Source organism: Ohtaekwangia koreensis, assembly GCF_900167975.1.
GTDB lineage: Bacteria > Bacteroidota > Bacteroidia > Cytophagales > Cyclobacteriaceae > Ohtaekwangia > Ohtaekwangia koreensis.
In genome coordinates this window covers 634,528-652,346 of sequence record NZ_FUZU01000004.1, presented here as the reverse complement: position 1 = coordinate 652,346, position 17,819 = coordinate 634,528, and the positions used below count along the sequence as shown (strand labels likewise).

12 protein-coding genes and 1 other RNA gene are annotated in these 17,819 nt (G+C 42.2%); 6 read left to right on the top strand and 7 right to left on the bottom strand.

The window, feature by feature from the left end; translation table 11 throughout:
- The first annotated feature begins 150 nt into the window (after positions 1 to 150).
- Positions 151 to 2,478 carry an OmpA family protein gene (locus B5Y40_RS26080; protein ID WP_079689795.1) on the top strand — a complete coding sequence of 776 codons (2,328 nt, stop codon included), beginning with the start codon at positions 151 to 153 and terminating at the stop codon, positions 2,476 to 2,478.
- Between the two features lie 82 nt (positions 2,479 to 2,560).
- Here B5Y40_RS26080 and B5Y40_RS26075 read toward each other — a convergent pair whose 3' ends face one another.
- Positions 2,561 to 3,214 (bottom strand): metal-dependent transcriptional regulator, encoded by a 654-nt coding sequence (locus tag B5Y40_RS26075; protein WP_079689794.1) that lies wholly within the window; start codon positions 3,212 to 3,214, stop codon positions 2,561 to 2,563.
- 96 nt (positions 3,215 to 3,310) lie between these two features.
- Between B5Y40_RS26075 and B5Y40_RS26070 the strand changes: the two genes are divergently transcribed.
- Both B5Y40_RS26070 and B5Y40_RS26065 read left to right on the top strand, forming a co-directional pair.
- Positions 3,311 to 5,587: a TonB-dependent receptor gene (locus B5Y40_RS26070; protein WP_079689793.1), complete on the top strand. Its 2,277-nt coding sequence runs from the start codon at positions 3,311 to 3,313 to the stop codon at positions 5,585 to 5,587.
- On the top strand, positions 5,584 to 6,045 hold the full coding sequence (locus tag B5Y40_RS26065) for a thioredoxin family protein (protein ID WP_079689792.1): 462 nt from the start codon (positions 5,584 to 5,586) through the stop codon (positions 6,043 to 6,045). The genes B5Y40_RS26070 and B5Y40_RS26065 overlap by 4 nt, the downstream gene beginning before the upstream one ends.
- Before the next feature lie 45 nt (positions 6,046 to 6,090).
- Here B5Y40_RS26065 and B5Y40_RS26060 read toward each other — a convergent pair whose 3' ends face one another.
- Positions 6,091 to 7,272, bottom strand: a complete 1,182-nt coding sequence (locus B5Y40_RS26060; protein ID WP_079689791.1) for an S-adenosylmethionine:tRNA ribosyltransferase-isomerase — start codon at positions 7,270 to 7,272, stop codon at positions 6,091 to 6,093.
- A 52-nt stretch (positions 7,273 to 7,324) separates the two neighbouring features.
- Here B5Y40_RS26060 and B5Y40_RS26055 point away from each other — a divergent pair, with 52 nt between their 5' ends.
- Entirely contained in the window at positions 7,325 to 8,386 is a 1,062-nt protein-coding gene (locus B5Y40_RS26055; RefSeq protein WP_079689790.1) for an o-succinylbenzoate synthase, read from the top strand.
- A 53-nt stretch (positions 8,387 to 8,439) separates the two neighbouring features.
- Here B5Y40_RS26055 and B5Y40_RS26050 read toward each other — a convergent pair whose 3' ends face one another.
- Both B5Y40_RS26050 and rnpB read right to left on the bottom strand, forming a co-directional pair.
- Positions 8,440 to 9,591 (bottom strand): sigma-54-dependent transcriptional regulator, encoded by a 1,152-nt coding sequence (locus B5Y40_RS26050; protein ID WP_079689789.1) that lies wholly within the window; start codon positions 9,589 to 9,591, stop codon positions 8,440 to 8,442.
- 214 nt (positions 9,592 to 9,805) lie between these two features.
- Positions 9,806 to 10,202, bottom strand: an RNA gene (gene rnpB, locus B5Y40_RS26045) — RNase P RNA component class A.
- 201 nt (positions 10,203 to 10,403) lie between these two features.
- On the opposite strand from rnpB, the gene B5Y40_RS26040 reads away from it, so the two are divergent.
- Together B5Y40_RS26040 and B5Y40_RS26035 are read left to right on the top strand one after the other, a co-directional pair.
- Entirely contained in the window at positions 10,404 to 10,928 is a 525-nt protein-coding gene (locus B5Y40_RS26040; protein ID WP_245840800.1) for a Crp/Fnr family transcriptional regulator, read from the top strand.
- Between the two features lie 80 nt (positions 10,929 to 11,008).
- Positions 11,009 to 11,602 (top strand): NAD(P)H-dependent oxidoreductase, encoded by a 594-nt coding sequence (locus B5Y40_RS26035; protein ID WP_079689787.1) that lies wholly within the window; start codon positions 11,009 to 11,011, stop codon positions 11,600 to 11,602.
- Between the two features lie 298 nt (positions 11,603 to 11,900).
- Here B5Y40_RS26035 and B5Y40_RS26030 read toward each other — a convergent pair whose 3' ends face one another.
- The 3 genes from B5Y40_RS26030 to B5Y40_RS26020 all read right to left on the bottom strand — a co-directional run bounded on the left by B5Y40_RS26030 (position 11,901) and on the right by B5Y40_RS26020 (position 17,783).
- Complete coding sequence (locus tag B5Y40_RS26030) at positions 11,901 to 12,314, bottom strand: YbjN domain-containing protein (RefSeq protein ID WP_245840797.1); 414 nt, start codon at positions 12,312 to 12,314, stop codon at positions 11,901 to 11,903.
- A gap of 107 nt (positions 12,315 to 12,421) precedes the next feature.
- Entirely contained in the window at positions 12,422 to 13,300 is an 879-nt protein-coding gene (locus B5Y40_RS26025; protein ID WP_143785948.1) for a DUF2279 domain-containing protein, read from the bottom strand.
- The gene (locus B5Y40_RS26020; RefSeq protein ID WP_159453817.1) at positions 13,287 to 17,783 is read right to left on the bottom strand and encodes a translocation/assembly module TamB domain-containing protein; all 4,497 of its coding nucleotides are present in this window, start codon (positions 17,781 to 17,783) and stop codon (positions 13,287 to 13,289) included. The genes B5Y40_RS26025 and B5Y40_RS26020 overlap by 14 nt, the downstream gene beginning before the upstream one ends.
- Between the last annotated feature and the right edge of the window lie 36 nt (positions 17,784 to 17,819).

Here is a 17,819-nt window from a genome sequence, read left to right as displayed (position 1 = left end):
TAAGTACTTTAATCGAAAGTAATGCTTTATGAGCGTTCAAATAGGTGCCAGGCGCGTCACGCAAGTGCGGGGAGTGTAAGGTATAGCTTAAAAAACAAGATATAGTCGCGCATAATCTTTGTAGTATTGAAAGTAAAATACAGTTAACATATGATTAAGAAGACCATTTACGTGTTGCTTTTTTCACTTTTTGCAACAGCTTCGTATGCTCAGAATTCCAAAGCATTGGCGGAGGCCGAACGGTATTTCAGTGTGAAGAGTTATGATGCAGCCCTTCCGAAATTTTTGGAAGCCATTCAGGCAGGTGAAAAAGATCCGATGGTGCACTATAAAACAGGTGTGTGCTATGAAAAATCACCGGAGCTCAATGAACAGATCAAAGCGATCCCATACTTTGAGTTTGCTATCAAAAATGGTAAGGGCTGGCCTACAGCATTATATTATGAGTTGGGTTCTATATATCTGAAAGATGAGAACCTTTCAAAGGCGATCGAGAATTTTACAAAATTCCGCGAGGTAAGTAACAAAGCCGATAAGAAAGCACTGGCAATGGCCGATGAAGCGATTCAGACCAGCCATAATGCCGTAGCGTTAATGTCGGTGCCCCGCAATTTCAAAATCAACTATTTCAATTCTCTGGTCAATACTAAGTATACCGAGTATAACCCGGTGGTATCTGCTGATGAAAGCGTGATGGCGTATACTGCACTTCGCCCGAATACAGGGAAGACGCGCACCGGTGATAAGTTTATTGAAGAGATCTATATAGCCTATAACAACCAGGGCTCGTGGAGTGAACCGAGAGTAATTCCTATAGCGCATGATTACAACGTAGGCACTGCAGGTATATCTCCCGATGGACAGAAGATGCTCATCTTCATGGGCGGCTCGACAGATCCGGGTGGACTTTACCAGATCACAAAATCTGGTGAGACCTGGGGAAAACCGGGTTTACTTACCCCCAACATCAACACACCAAAATTCCTGGAATCAACGGCCAGCATTACTCCGGATGGGAAGACTATATATTTCGCCAGCGACCGCCTCGGCGGCCTGGGTGGTTTGGATATATACAAGACTATATTACAATCGAATGGAACCTGGAGTAACCCTGTGAATCTTGGAGCTCCCGTGAACTCGAAGGCAAATGAAGATGCACCTTTTATTCACCCGGATCAAAAGACATTGTTCTTTACTTCGGATGGGCACAACTCAATGGGTGGACGCGACATCTTCGTTTCAAAGTTATTGGATAAGACATGGAGCTCGCCTGAGAATATGGGCTACCCGGTAAATACAACGGCCAATGATAATTACTTTACGCTCATTGCCGATGGAACACGTGCATATTTCTCTTCAGATCGAAAAGGTGGACAAGGTGGTCAGGATATATACTATATGGATCTGCCAGCCGAGTCAGCGAATATACCTTTGACCATGATCAAGGGTAAAATTCTGAATGCTGAGACAGGTAAACCTATGCCGACCAAACTTTATGTGATTGATAATAAGACAGACCGGAAACTCGATTTCGTGTACGACCCGGATCCGGAAACAGGAGATTACCTGGTAATTCTTCCTCCGGCCACCGATTATGATATTGTGATTGAGTCAGAAGGATTTTTGCCGTATACCTTGAACATCAACATTCCCAACCAGAGCTATTTCTACGAGCTATACCAGATGATCAATCTTAAAACGATCAAGCAATTTGATGTAGTGGTAGGACAGGAAGTACAAGTAAAAAACGCTTTTTACGATACCGATCAGGATGTGAAAAGTAATTTACGGAAAACACATGAAGCTAAACTTGTGCAGACCGGAAATGTAGATGTATATGATTTGATGCTTGACCTAATGGCTTCAGGGGATAAGGAAGGTATCAATTACCTGACGGATCTTATCCAAATGAAAAATCCGATTGAAGATGTAAACTTTAATGAAAAGGAGAACTCGAAAATTGAAGTTGCTACTCGCACATATTACTACGATGAAAGTGACGAAAGTAAATTTGAGCAAAAGAAAGTAGACGGAAAGACTATATTCTCGTTGCCGACTTTTGTGTTCAACGAGGAAGCGAAAAAACAAAAGGAGCTTGCTAATAAAAAATCAAACTTCGATAAAACAGCGCTTAACAAAGCAGCCAAGATATACTTCGATGCAGGGAAGAGTGATCTGAAACCACAGTATAAAGCTCAGCTGGATATAGTGCTGGCCGAGTTGGCTAAATATCCGGATCTGGGCGTAGAGATTTCCGGCTTTGCTTCTGCCGAAGGTACGGAGGAAATGAACCGCGAATTATCCAACAAACGCGCCATCGCTATTCTGGATTACTTTAACCACAAAGGCGTTGTACGAAGACGTATTGTTGCCAAGGGATACGGTGCAACAAAAGATGTAGCTACTACCAAAGAAGAGGGAAGAAGGGTAGAAGTAAGAATTGTGGATTTGAACGGTGAAGAAATAAAGAAACAGTAACAGGTATCGCCTGGTATATATACTTAGCAGGAGGATATATTTCTCCTGCTATTTTTTTATAGATGTTTGGCCGAATGAACGCTTAACTTTCCACAAGAAGTTTTTCACATACTACCGCACTTAAAGTTTGACGTTGATTTTTCAGATACGAAACCGTCATGCTCCCATCGAAGCGCTCTATAGAATCAATCTTGATCGATAAACCCAGACTCAGTTTCTTATCATTAAGATACTTGAGAAACTCTTCAGATGAATTTGTAAGGGCTGCTAACTTGACAACGGCCCCTGGTTTGCAATCCCCAAGCTTTTGATAAGATTTCCAAACGATCCGTCCATTTTTATCAGGTATAGGCGATCCATGCGGATCATTGGTTGGGTGTCCTAAAATCTCATCCATCCGGTCAAAAAAATCAGGCGATTTTATGTGCTCGATCTGTTCAGCAATTTCGTGTACCGCTTCCCAGCCAAATCCCATCTTTTCTACCAGGAACATTTCCGTAAGCCGGTGTTTACGAATGATCAGAGCAGCCTCTTTTTTTCCTTTGTTGGTAAGGGAAAGCGGCCTGTATTTTTCATAGATAAGCAAACCTTGTTCATGCAGTTTTTTAACCATGCTGTTAACCGTTGGTGTGCTTACGCGCAGCATATTACCAAGGTCAGAAACACTGATCTCACCCTTTTCATTGGCCAGGTTAAACAAGGCTTTCAAGTAATTTTCTTCAGTAGGAGATGCCATGAAAGTTACATTTCTGATGAAATATACAAATATTATATCTAATTAATTTTTTAGATTAGTCTAACTTTTTAGATTTGTATTTCTAAACATAGAAATATGAATTATCTATTTATACTTATCTTCACATTCTCCTCGCTGCTCAGCATTGCCCAAACCGGAACAATTTCCGGTACAGTTGTTACCGGTGGCCAGCCATTGGAATTTGCGAATGTTGTTATCAGGAATACTTCGCTTGGTAGCATAACCCGGCAAAACGGATCGTTTACGATCGGCAATGTCCCGTATGGAACCTATACCATTAGCATCTCTGCCATTGGTTATGAATCGAAGACAAAGCAAGTTATAGTATCCGCGCAGGAGGCCGTTGTGCTTCATATTACATTAGCCGAATCAACATCTGCGTTGGAAGAAGTTGTGATATCGGGAACCATGAAAGAAGTAAGTCGCCTGGAGAGTCCCGTACCTGTAGAGGTATACTCTTCTGCCTTTTTTAAGGCAAACCCGACTCCCTCTCTGTTTGAGTCGTTGCAGAATGTAAATGGTGTACGACCACAGCTAAACTGCAACGTATGCAACACGGGAGATATACATATTAACGGATTAGAGGGCCCGTATACCATGATCCTGATCGATGGTATGCCAATTGTAAGTGGCCTCTCTACGGTATATGGTCTTACAGGTATACCACAATCACTGATTGAACGCATGGAGATTGTAAAGGGCCCGGCTTCTACCTTGTATGGTTCGGAAGCTGTTGGCGGATTGATTAATATCATTACTAAAAAACCGAGTGCTGCTCCTGCTGTCTCTGTAGATATGTTTGGTACTTCCTGGGGCGAGGTCAACACAGATATTGGTTTTAAAGTGAAGGCAGGAAATGTAGCAGAGTCACTGATTGGTATAAATTATTTTAACTATCAACAACCGGCAGACCACAATGGTGATGGTTTTACGGATGTTACGCTTCAAAACAGAATTTCAATCTTCAATAAATGGAGCTTTAACCGAGAGGATAACCGCATATTTACATTGGCCGGACGGTATAATTACGAAGACCGCTGGGGCGGAGACATGCGGTGGAAAAAGATATACCGTGGTGGTGAAGAGATTTACGGCGAGAGTATATATACCAGCCGTTGGGAAATGTTTGGCCTTTATCAGCTTCCGGTAAAAGAACTTATAAATTTTCAATTCAGCACAAACGGCCATAGGCAAAATTCATTCTATGGAGCAACTTCCTATAATGCAGATCAATATATAGGCTTTGGTCAGCTTACCTGGAGTAAACACGCAGGAACCCGGCATGACTTGTTGCTAGGTGCTGCATATCGCTATACTTTCTATGATGATAATACTCCGGCTACAGCAAGCATAGAAGGGAATAATAAAGCTTCAGGTACACATCTGCCAGGCCTGTTTGTACAGGATGAGATCATGATAAATGCAGACAACAAACTTTTATTGGGAATCCGCTATGACTATAACAGCCTGCATGGGAATATAGTGTCACCCCGCGCAAACTATAAATGGAGTTCGCCCAACAAGAAAAACGTAGTTCGCCTCAGTGTAGGAAACGGATATCGTGTGGCCAATGTATTTACGGAAGATCACGCTGCACTTACTGGTGCACGCCAGGTTATATTCAGTGAATCGTTACAACCTGAAACATCATGGAATGGCAATGTCAACCTGGTGAAGAAAATATATACTGGTAATAATACTTTTATCGGGTTAGATGCAAGTGCATTCTATACTTACTTTAACAATCGTATTATACCCGATTATGAAACGGATCCTAATAAAATAATCTATAGTAATCTGGATGGATCGGCTGTTTCGAAGGGAGTCTCTCTCAATGTGGACGTTTCATGGGAAAACGGTCTCAAGGTTCTGGGAGGAGGAACCCTGATGGATGTTTCCATAACAGAAAACGGTGTTACTTCGCGACAGTTATTGACCGAGCGCTTCTCTGGAGTATGGAGCATCGGGTATATTTTCAATGCGTCAGGATTCTCCATTGACTATACCGGCAACGTTTATGGACCGATGCGTTTACCGTTGCTTGGCAACCTCGACAATCGGGCTGCGTACTCGCCGTGGTGGAGTATTCAAAATATTCAGATCACTAAACAATTTGATAAGGGATGGGAAATTTACGGTGGTATAAAAAATTTGTTGAACTATACACCTCCCAGCAATAGCATCGCACGGTCGTTTGATCCGTTCGATAAAAATGTGCAGTTCGATGACCATGGACAAGTTGTTGCCACCCCAGACAATCCGTATGCTCTTACGTTTGATCCTTCGTATGTATTCGCTCCCAATCAAGGTATTCGAGGGTTTTTAGGCGTTCGATATACTGTAAACCGATGATCGTACATCGTATACTCTTTTGTGCTTTACTGCTCGGCAGCCATACTGGATATACCCAGGTTGTCGATTGGATAAGTTTTGATAGCCTGCAGGAGAAGATGAGAGTTCAGCCAAGGCCTGTGCTGATTTATATATATACTGGATGGTGCAAGTATTGTGCTCTGCAAAAAGAAAGGACTTTTACAGCACCGGCGATTACAGATAAAATCGGCAGGCAATTTTATGCTGTCTCATTAGATGCCGAGAGTAAAGCTGAAATCATTTTTCTTAACAAGCATTATGGGTATAAACCTTCAAGAGGCTACCATGAACTGGCAGAGCTGCTGGGCAAGAAAAATGGTACCCTTAGCTTTCCTACAACGGTAGTACTATCAGAGTCGTTGCAGCTGCTTGAGCATGCTTCCGGTTTTTTAAATGAACAGGATATGAGCCGAATGCTTGATCGGTGTACTCCGTAAAGATATACTGTAGAAATAACCTGTCTTTGCTATCCTATAAATTGGTCAGGGTAGTAACAATGAACTGTCGCCATAGCTTAAAAAGCGATAGTCATTTTCCAGAGCCTGCTGATATATATTCTTCCAATGGTCGCCAACAAGAGCCGCCACTAATAAAATCAGCGTAGAGCCAGGCTGATGAAAGTTTGTAACAAGGCCCTGGCAAACACGGAACGTATAGCCGGGCATAATATAGATTGACGTTTCTCCAGTCAAAATATCCAGTTTCTTACGATCCATATACGCTGCTATATATTTGAATGCTTCCTGCCTGGACGGGAGTGAAGTATAAGATTGGTATGGATCGTGTTGGTTGATTGTAAATATAGCATCCGGATCTTCCTTTAGCTTTACACCATACCAGTATAAGCTTTCCAATGTGCGCATAGATGTTGTGCCGACAGGAACAACGAATGTATCTTTCAGTAAATTATCAAGATTGCTTTTACGAATAAGTACTTGCTCGGTATGCATGGGGTGCTCGACTGCATTCTGAACTTTTACAGGTTGAAATGTTCCCGCACTTACGTGAAGTGTTAAGTAGTCGGTTTGAATACCTTTCGCACGAAGTGATTGTAATACCTCGTCCGTAAAATGTAGTCCGGCAGTAGGTGCTGCCACCGCGCCCTCATAATGCGCATATACAGTTTGATAACGATCGCGATCTGTGCTTTCCGGTTTTCGTTTGAGGTAGGGGGGAAGTGGTGTTTCGCCTGAACGTGTAATGATTTCTGCAAATGAAATTCCCTGGTTCCAGCGGAACTCGACTATACCATCTTCACGATTCACGAGGCGGGCTTCGAGGGTCGCATCGCCTAATAGTTTATATAGTACATCGTCCTTCCAGCGTTTTAAATTACCGATGGTACATTTCCAGGTACACTTTTCATGGGCTTGCATGGCTTCAGCCAACAGCGATGATGGCGTAACCGGATGAAGTAAAAATACTTCGATGGATGCTCCGGTTTCTTTTGCAAAGTGAAGCCGTGCCGGAATAACTTTTGTATCGTTAAAAAACAGCATTGTGCTTGCCGGAAGAAAGTCTACCAACGAACGGAACTGCTCATGCATGACCTTACCTTTACGGTATACCAGCAACTTCGACTGATCTCTTTTATCCAGCGGATATAATGCAATTCTATCGGCAGGCAAGTCGTATGTAAAATCGTTTATGTTCAGTTCTTTCATAAGCGCTTCAAAGTTAATCCGAAAACACTATTTTCGTTTTTCCTTTTTTAACATGGCGCTACAAGCATCCTTTCAGAAAAAGATTTTTCAATTCAATTTCAAGGCACGTACCTCGCGCGGCATTATGCGTGACAAGACTTCGTGGTTTATCAAGGTGTGGGATGATGCCGCACCACAAATCACAGGTATAGGAGAATGCGGGCCACTTCCCGGGCTAAGTATAGATGATCGTCCGGATTTTGAACAGGTGCTTGAACAAACCCTCAAAAAGGTTAATGGCCTTCAATCGCTCCATGTGTCATCCCTTCACAATCTGATGCCACCGGGCTTCCCTTCATTAACCTTTGGATTGGAGACAGCTTTACTAGATCTGGAGAACGGTGGCAAACGAATCATCTTTACCAATGAATTTATAAAGGGAGCTCCTATATCCATCAACGGATTGATCTGGATGGGAGATCTTGATTTCATGCTGCATCAGATCGGCGATAAAGTATCACAAGGATTTAACTGTATCAAACTGAAAGTAGGGGGATTGAATTTTGATAAAGAATGTGATGTGCTGGAGTATATACGCAAGCGTTATTTCCGTGAGCAGCTCACGATACGGCTGGACGCCAATGGTGGTTTTAAAACCGATGAAGTGCTCTTCAAATTAACGGAACTCGCTAAATTCAAAATTCACTCTATAGAGCAGCCTATCAAAGCAGGATTACCGGAGATGGAAGAGCTATGCCGCAAATCTCCTATACCGATAGCGTTTGATGAAGAGTTAATAAATATAGAAGGAGATGCTAAAAAGGATTTATTAACACGCCTGAAGCCGGCCTATATTATTCTGAAGCCAACCTTACATGGTGGCATCAGCGGCTGCCGCGAATGGATTGCTATAGCGGAGAAAGCCGGTATAGGTTGGTGGATTACGTCAGCGCTGGAAAGTAGTATTGGACTGAATGCGATTTGTCAGTTTACGGCAAGTTATCCCCTTTCAATTCCGCAGGGTTTAGGTACAGGTTCTATTTACGAGAATAATATACCATCACCGTTAAAAGTAAAGAACGGAACCATTCTGTATGATGCTTCCCAGGCTTGGGATCTGAGTGAACTGGAATGAATCAGGATATATAGCCTTGTATACGATATATCCTGAGTCACTTTTACGTAGACTTATATATACTTCTTAACATCCTCTGTAGAGATCTCGTCACCACTCATGATGACTAGCCGTTCTACCACATTGCGCAGCTCGCGGATGTTCCCCGTCCAGTTATGATCTTTTAGTTGTGCGAGTGCTTTTGTATTGATCGTTTTTTTCTTTGCACCATATTCATCTGCTATATCCGATAGGAATTTATCTACAAGCAACGGTATATCTTCCTTGCGGTCATTAAGAGCCGGTACTTTAATCACGATCACGCTCAGGCGATGGTATAGATCTTCGCGAAAGCGGTTCTCTTCAATTTCTTTCCGCAAGTCTTTATTGGTAGCAGCTACAACCCGTACGTTAACGGTAATCTCTTTGTCTCCACCCACACGTGATATCTTATTCTCCTGCAGTGCTCTTAATACTTTCGCTTGCGCGGATAAACTCATATCACCAATCTCATCCAGGAACAACGTTCCACCTTCAGCGAGTTCAAATTTACCAAGCCGCTGTTTGATCGCTGAAGTAAACGAACCCTTCTCATGTCCGAACAACTCACTCTCGATAAGCTCCGAAGGTATAGCAGCACAATTCACTTCAACCAACGGACCGTTTGCACGCTTGCTCTTCTCATGAATCCATCGGGCCACGAGTTCTTTACCGGAACCATTCGGACCATTCACCAACACGCGCGCATCGGTAGGAGCCACTTTTTCAATCATCTCCTTTACTTCAACTATAGGAATCGACTCACCGATCATTTCAAATTTCTTCGAGATCTTTTTCTTGAGCGTCTTCGTCTCCTTTACCAGGTTCGTTTTATCAAGCGCGTTGCGCAGTGTTATTTCCAGCCTTCCCAAGTCAAAAGGCTTCTGCAAAAAGTCGAACGCACCTTTTTTTACAGCTTCCACCGCTACATCTATAGTACCGTGTGCTGATATAATAATGAAGTTGCTACCGATGCCTGCTTCCTTGGCTTTCTCCAATACTTCGAGACCATCCATCTTCGGCATTTTTATATCGCAGATACACAAGTCGAAGTTACCTTGCTCAAGTTTTTTTAAACCTTCCAGTCCATCAGGAGCTTCCTGCACCTCGTACTCTTTCTCTTCGAGAATCTCTTTTAATATTGCGCGGATCTTGTTGTCGTCTTCGATGATGAGAATTTTTGCCATACTTTTTTAATTAAGCTTCGAGTTGTGAGTTCGTAGAGTTGTGTGTGAAAGTTATAGTGATTACTAAATCCATTGCACAGAGAACGCTAAGAAGATACAAGGCTACGAAGGAAAAAACTTTGTGTAACTCTGTGTCTCCTTAGTATACTCTGTGCAATTGGATTCTCACCGCGCTAAAATAAATAAACCTGCCAAGCTTTCGCGGAGCAGGTTTAAAAATAGCAAGCTTATAAGCCGGGTTCTGTCATCCTGCAAAAGCAGGAGTCCTTATCATTTATCTGTTCCTGGTTTCACAACCGGAATCAATCAGTCTACCCGCTTCGGTACGCTCAACGAATCGAGACGTGGAACGGGCCGCCCCAAACCGAAGCCTATTTGACCTTTCAACGCGTAAGGTTTACCATGCCCCGGATGTTGCCACCCGAGCGGTGAGCTTTTACCTCGCCTTTTCACCTTTTCCTAAACCGGCAAGCCGGATCAGGTAGTTTGTTTTCTGTGGCACTCTCTGTTCCCCCTGCATTATACGGAAGGACCTTCCTGTTAGGAAGTACGCTGCCCTACGTTGCCCGGACTTTCCTCCCTCTTGCGAGAGCGATAAGGCGGCTTGCTTTTGCAAAGTTACGAATTGTTGGTGGAATGTTATCTGTGTATCGTTAAACGTTGCCGGGGTGATATACCTCGCGCTTTTGTTTGTAAATGAGAGAGCTGACAGAACATAAACGTACATTAAAGACCATACGCGAAATCGATATAGTATATTAGCATCATTGAGGCGCCATGCTGTAACGTGAGCATTTTTATAAATAATACCGGTGAACATAAATGAATGGAACGAGTTCAGTCATCTTTTTAAGAGACAGACAATCTCTGCTAAAACAACGCTTTTACGTGAAGGGCAAATTTCAAAAAACGCCTACTTCATTGAGAAAGGATGTCTGCGTATCTGGTTTAACAACAACGGCAAAGACGTTACTTTTCAATTCTTCCTGGAAGGAGAAGGCGTGTCATTAATTGAGAGTTTCAGAACAAGCCAGCCAAGTTTATTTTGTTTAGAAAGCATCGAGCCTTGTGTTATTCACAGTATTTCTAAAAGGGATTTTCAATTCATTCTCGATAGTTCTCCCCGTATTAAAAAGTATGTTGAGGAACACACCTTCCAACGTCTTGTATACTATCAACGTCTTTTCCTTTCGCGTATTAAAGACAATCCACAAAAACGTTATGAAGAATTGATAAAGCAGCGTCCGGAAATTTTAGAACGAATTCCACTGCATTACATTGCTTCCTATCTGGGCATTACACCCGTCTCGCTCAGCAGAATAAGAAACAGGCGATAATCATTTCTTTACAATTGTTAATGCTCCATCGGTGCTGCCCTTCGCAGCTTTGCACCTGCAACATTTAAACAAGTTAAAAAATGAGAGTCGTAATTGTATTTAATCATCCGTATAGCGGAAGTTTTTGTCATGCAATTTTAAATGCCGTAACAAAAGGACTTCAACAGGCACAACATGACGTTGTACTTATTCATCTTGATAACGATGGCTTTAATCCGGTAATGACTGCTGCGGATTTAAAAGCTTTCAGAGATAAATCACCCGTTGATTCCAAAGTCATCGAATATAAAGAGACACTGGAGAAAGCCGAACATTTGATTTTTATCTTTCCAATCTGGTGGGAGCTGATGCCGGCATTAATGAAGGGGTTTATAGACAAAGTAATTTTTCCCGGAGTAGCGTATGACTATACCAATGAGAGTAACACCCGGATGAAACCTTTATGGACCAAAGTGAAAGGAGTGACGCTCATCACTACGATGAACACACCAAAAATACTTTACTTTACCTTGTTTGGAAACGCTATTAAGCGAGCCTTTATGTTTGGGACATTCTGGAAACTGGGCTACAAAAATCGTAAGTGGATCAGTTTAAATATGGTAAAAATGGTATCGCAGGAGAAAAGAAAAAAATGGCTGGTGAATCTTGAAAATAAATTCGCGGCCTTGGCTTAAGATCAGTTCAGTAGATATAGCCATACATAAAGTATGGAAGCACTAAACCACTATATACTTGAAATACATTGGTAAGTATATATTAAGTACGCAAGCTTCTCGTATTTGGGATCGGCTAAAGTGTGAACGCTGCTCCGGGTCTCGAGCCATCACTGCAAAGGCCAGGAGATAAAGATTAAAATCAAAAAGCCTGAAGTGTGAGACTCAGGCTTTTTTGATTTCATGTAGAAGCTAGAGATTTGCCCTATCATGATTTCTTTTTAACAAGATAAAGATTCACATTAAAGACTATACGTAATTAATGTATATCCCTTCCGGTATGCTTCATTTCATAATGATCGGCAAGCTGTGCTACTTCCTGGATCATTTCACGAACCTGCTCTTCTGATACTGTCTCAGATAAGCATGAAGCTTCAACTTTCACGTAGCCATCTTCGATAATGAACTTGCTATAGTCAAAGCTGGCATTGCGTTCGAGCAGTGCTTTCAGATCTAGGTCAGCACGGAACTCACATACTTTGGATGTGAAAAGTGCTTGCTCCCGGCCCGAGACCGGACTGGTTTGTACGCTTGCCAACACCGTTTGAAAGCGACTTGTACTCAACGGTACAACAATTACAGATTTAGTATGATCGTAGTCGGTGTACTGACCACCAATATGTTCAGCGTATTGCTCAACATAATACATAATGCCGGGTAATGTTTCTACCATATAAAGTGGGATTAGGGTTTCTGTATGGAAGTTAGAAATTAGAGCTGGTATTATAAATCAATGTGTGTAAATAATTTAGCGCCACATTCATAAAAGCATCGCCAACACTAAAAATAGAGCGCATGGAATCGCGTGCCACGCGATGAAAACTCAATTGCAGGTGCCGGTATTTTAATCATGTTGGCTACAAAGATTAGTGTTTTAACAACCTTTGATCGTGTTTTTATAGCGCTGAGATCGAAGTCAAGCGAAAAGTAGTATTGCCGATATGGGTCCCTATATCCTGCTTCTATATTTTGTCGGTCGCGTGCATAGATCATTCCTTGTGCTCCATATCCGGCAGCGAGGTTTAGCCATTTCGGAAAGTGAATAAATTTATCCATGTCAACCGATAACCAGTACGTCTGGCCATTATAATCTTTTAAGATTTCACTCGTCAAACCATCGCCCAATACCGTTGGGCGGATTGCCGCATAGCCTGTCCGTTGAAATGAAAACTTGGGATATATACGAACCTGCTTCCACAACCGGGTTTGTCCTAAATAGAAAGCAGCACCGGCAGCGTCTGCTATCAGGTCGCCTGTAGAGGCACCGTACGCATCTGAGAAGCCATCAAAAATTTCAATGGGTACTAACACTGCGAAGCCTGCTATAGCGCCTATAAGGTCTGCCTTGCTGGCAGGCACATGACTCCATTGTAATCCACGGGAAGCTGCATAGCTCAAATAGAATGCAGAGTAAAAATGACCAAGCTTGTCTACTTGTTTCCACTCTGCATTATCGTTGAAGAATCGAAAAGACTGTCGGTCGGCATCTTTATACCAGAGATGGTTTAGTCCTGCGAGCGAACCGCTATATACTGCAACAGAAGTTATCGTGAGCGCACGCAGTCTTTTTTTGTTAACAGGTTGTTGCAACGAATCACCCTGGGCAAACAAACAACCCGGAATAAGGAAGAGTATAACAAACAGTTTATTCGGAGCCATCCTCTTCTTTGATTGCATCTTTGTTCGCATCTGGAGTTGCTTCCTGGGATTGTTGTTTCTTTCTCTTCTTACGTTCAGACACCCAGAGATCTCTGATCTCATTAAAGCTTTGTGTATGGATAATGCTGGCGCCTGTTGTCATAGCAGTTTGGTTATTTACCGAGCTAAGAATCGGATTTACGTTTGTGCGGCTATACATTTTAACACGTAATTTTCCATCCGCTGTTAACATATAGTCTACAGTCCAGTCTCCCGCAAGGCTCGAAGGATTTTGCTGCGTGCCGGTAGAAGTTGTCGCGTTATTGGAAGTATTGTACGTTCCATCACCCGTTACGCGTAAACGTCCGTTGAGGAATGTATAGGACATCCGCAGCTGAAAAGTATTGAAGCTCTCTGCATCCATCGAACCTATATCTACATCCACCACAAGATCTTCATCAACCTGACTCATCCAGTGACTAAGCTGGTTCGAGAACAACTCGCTCAAACTGTTTACAACGGACCCGCTGGTGCTCAGCGATTCGGCTGGTGAGAATTTGCGTAATACGATGAGACTAAACACCTGTCGCTTTAATTCCTGCTCGTCAAGTTTATTTTTAAATGCTGTAAAAAGCAGGTCAAGGTTAATAGCTTGTGTATTGGTCTGTATATTTTTAGGAAGATCTTTAGCCGTGATATCAAAGTTGATTTCAGGAGAAAGCATGGGGCCATCCAGCGAAAGCAAAACCATTACCGGATACCTGCGCTGCAGTTGTGGTGATTCTGTAATGTTTATAGAAGGATCGCTCATCGTTGCTAACGGAGCAAAAGAAGCTAACTGGTTATAGGTAGCATCGATGTCAACTGTGGCTTTATAAGGATCACCATACCAGGTAATGCGACTTCCTTTCTTGATCAGAAATTCTTTATTGATGATGTCGTATAGGGTAAAGTTATACCATCCTTCCGTGAACTCGAAAGGACCGAACATATTGAACTCACCTTTGGTATCAAGTTGTAAACGTAAATCGCCAACACCACGTCCGCGAATGATATCCCCGGATTTCATATCGAATATAATTTCACAATATGCATCGGGTGTTACATCGAGGTTCAAGTCAAATGACAAACCGGTGATGTTTACTTTTTTGCGAATAGTTTGCTGAGATGTTTTCGTAAACGTTGTGTCCTTGAAGTTTACGAACGTGATGAACTCTTTCTTGTTTACCGATGACGAGCCATTTAACGGAACATATATACGTGTATTTTTTTCAGTGCGGGCATTCGAAGATATACGAAGATTTGAAATCGGACCACTCAGGTTCACATCGCCCGTTGCATAGGCTTGTCCATAGAAGAGACTGTTATCTTTCATAGATGTATTCAGCACCTGGAAGTTTCGGAAGTCAGCATCCATGTTGATCTGCATCGATGAAAAAGCGCGATGTGTTATAGCACCGTTTAATTTTCCTTTGTTTCGCAAGATGTCGGTAAGCTCAATATCCTTAAAGAATATAGAGGTAGGAGTGAGGCCAATGATTCCTGTAAAACGATAAAGCGTCTTCAGGTAATTGATCATGATCTGTCCGTCAGCTACATTTCCTTCACCGCGAATTTCAGGATCGGTCAACTCTCCGGTAATTTTAAATTCTCCTGAGATCGTTCCTCCGATCTGCGTGAAAATTTCCTGCAAAAAAGGCTGAGCAATTTTGAGCTCTGCTTTATCAAGCTTGGCAGATATATCCAGTGGACTTTCTTTGCGTGAAGGATTATAGTCGCCAGTAAGATCTACAATGCGTGCGCCCATACGTTCCACAAAGAGATCGATATATAACTTATGCGCTATAGTATCCCATTGGTTTTTGCCTTTGATATCACCAATCAGAAAATCATCAACCGTAAAATCCTTAATGTCAATGTCATTCTGTATTACAGGCTCGGAATAATAATTACTAAGGCTTACGTTAGCATCTGTAATGCCGGCAATCTTTTTATTGGTAAGTACATTGAACAATGACAACTCGAGGTTATCTATATTTAGTGAAATTATTTTTGACGGATCTTTTGATATCTGTCCATCAAGCTTAATGGATTGCTGTTCATTCTGTAAAGCAAGATTTGAAAATGTCCAGTTGCTTCCATTAACCGCTATATAATTGTTACTGGCGAAGTTCCACTTCCGTTCCAGCAACTGCAATTCGGAAGGCAACATGGAGATAACAGTACTGTCTTGTTGAAAGTCTACACCACCACGCAGACGCATATAGTTTGTTTGTCCATCATGATCAGCATCCATTGCAAAGTCTATATGGTTCCGGTTCCAGATGGCTTCAGCCAGTAAATTTCTAGTCTGCAGGTTATTGTTCAGGATTTGTTTGTCGGAGTTAACCGTGAGCATCGAAAGTACACTTGTGCTATCCGAGATCTTCGATACTGTTAACTCTATATTCGACTTTATAAAAGTCTTTCCCTCAAACGTGAGCGAATCAAACTCCGAATACATATTGAAGATTGTAGTACGGCCGCTGGTAAATTTACCGTCAAACTTGGTGTGTGGCGAGATACTGAAATCAATATTGAATAAATCGGTAACCGGTTTAATATTCTTCAGGTCTATAGCAATTTGCGCTTCGTAAGATTTAGGTCTGCGCGATTTCTGGCTATAGTACTCTGTAATTTGTTGCTTGTCATTTTTTAAGTTCAGCAGAATTTCTTTCACCAGCGTCTGCACATCGGAGGATATATCTGAAAAATAATAATTACCACGGGCTTCAACATCTGCGAGTGAAGACTGTATCTTAAACAACCGGTGATCTTCTTCGCGTTGTGCATTCAACTGTATATTATCAAGCTTTAGTTCTTTGCCTTGATATAGCACCACAAGGTTTTGTACGTTCGCTGAACCACGCAGTGAATCTAACGTCAGTCCCCGGAAGTCAGCTTCAACAGTGCCATGCAGAAAGAGGCTATCGCGTGATAACTTCAACCGGTTTAGATAGGCAGTGTCCAACTGCGCCCGGAATTTAATTTCATTTCGTTCATCACGAAGGTCCATCGAGCCAAGAACCGTCAACTCCAGGTTCGGGTCATTTATTTTTACAAGCCCACGGAATAAACCGGTAGCAAAACGAGCATCGGTAGTGATGTTAGTATAATTATACCCTTTGATACCGATGGAGCTGATCTTGCCATTCAAAAGAAAATCCGCTGTACGTTGCGTTAATCCTTTGCCACTGATCTGTCCGTTAAGACTTACGCGTTGATAAAAAATTGTATCGTTCAGATAGGTGCCGAGATCAAAAGATTTCAGTGACAGCTTGCCTTTATATACGGAGAAGTCAATGTTGTCTTCATTTACTTTAAAGTTTATATCGGATTGTATCGTCCCGAGTTTACCGGAGAATGTACCGTTGGCAACAAAGTCGGTAGGGTATCCTAAAAATTGTCCATGCATGGAAAGTATACCCAGCGGACGCAAGCGATCAAGTGTACGATCGTTAAAAAGAAAAGACAGATCGCGTGGATCGAACTTTGAATTTTGAACGTTTAGGTTGATGAACGTTTCATTGAAATTGGGAAGGCCTTCCATATCCAGTGAACCCATCAGGTTTGTATTGCCTATACCCAGCTGCATTTTGCTGAGCTTGAATTTTTCTACCTTCCCGTTAAACTCACCACTGAGCGTCAACGGTTGGGTTATGCGGTTTACTCCCGGAGCAAAAAAATCAAGATCTTTCGGATCAATTATAGTCTTCGTAAAGTTTGCATGGATCTTTACCTTGTTAACAAAATCATTCAGCGCGCCATGCCCGTTGTATCGAAAAATAATAGTATCCGATATAGTACTTTCTCCGGCTTGTAAATTAAGACCGTTGAACTCCATGCCCAGTTGTGAAATGCGGAAGAACGTAGAGAGCTGATTAACCTTGAACTTCGTTTTCAGATCTTGAGTGATTAACGTTCGTACAAAAAACTCAGTCGTGTCGCCCAATACTACAAAACTGTTCAAGTGACCTTCATCCACCGCGAGTGAAAAATGATTATAGTCAAAGCCATTACGAATCGTATCCTGATCCTGGTTGATATAGGTAAACTGACTATGATTCAAAAATGCTTCCCCGATATTGATCTTGGGAGGCTTGCCTGTTCCCGTGCCGCCTCCTGAAGAGTAGCCTTGGTTGATCCGGTCGATAAATACATTGATGTTCAGATCGCGTGAAGTATCCGTCTCGTGAATCTTGGTGAGGTATACATGTGCACTATCGACATATATGCCATCGATATTTACATCACGTCCCTGTAGAAGTTGAGAAAGTTTGAAGTTGATCAGAATTTCCTTGGCACCGATCATCCGGTTTCCTTCGAGATCGTATACATTAACTCCGGTAAGTTCAAGCCTGTCGAACCAAAGCATACGGAAACCTTTCACCGTGGAAGGGAAACCGACAACCTTTGTAAAGTCTTTCAGAAATCTGGAAGCGAGCCAATTTTGAACAGGCGGCATTTGCAGCACTAAAAAACCTGATATGAACAGGAATAT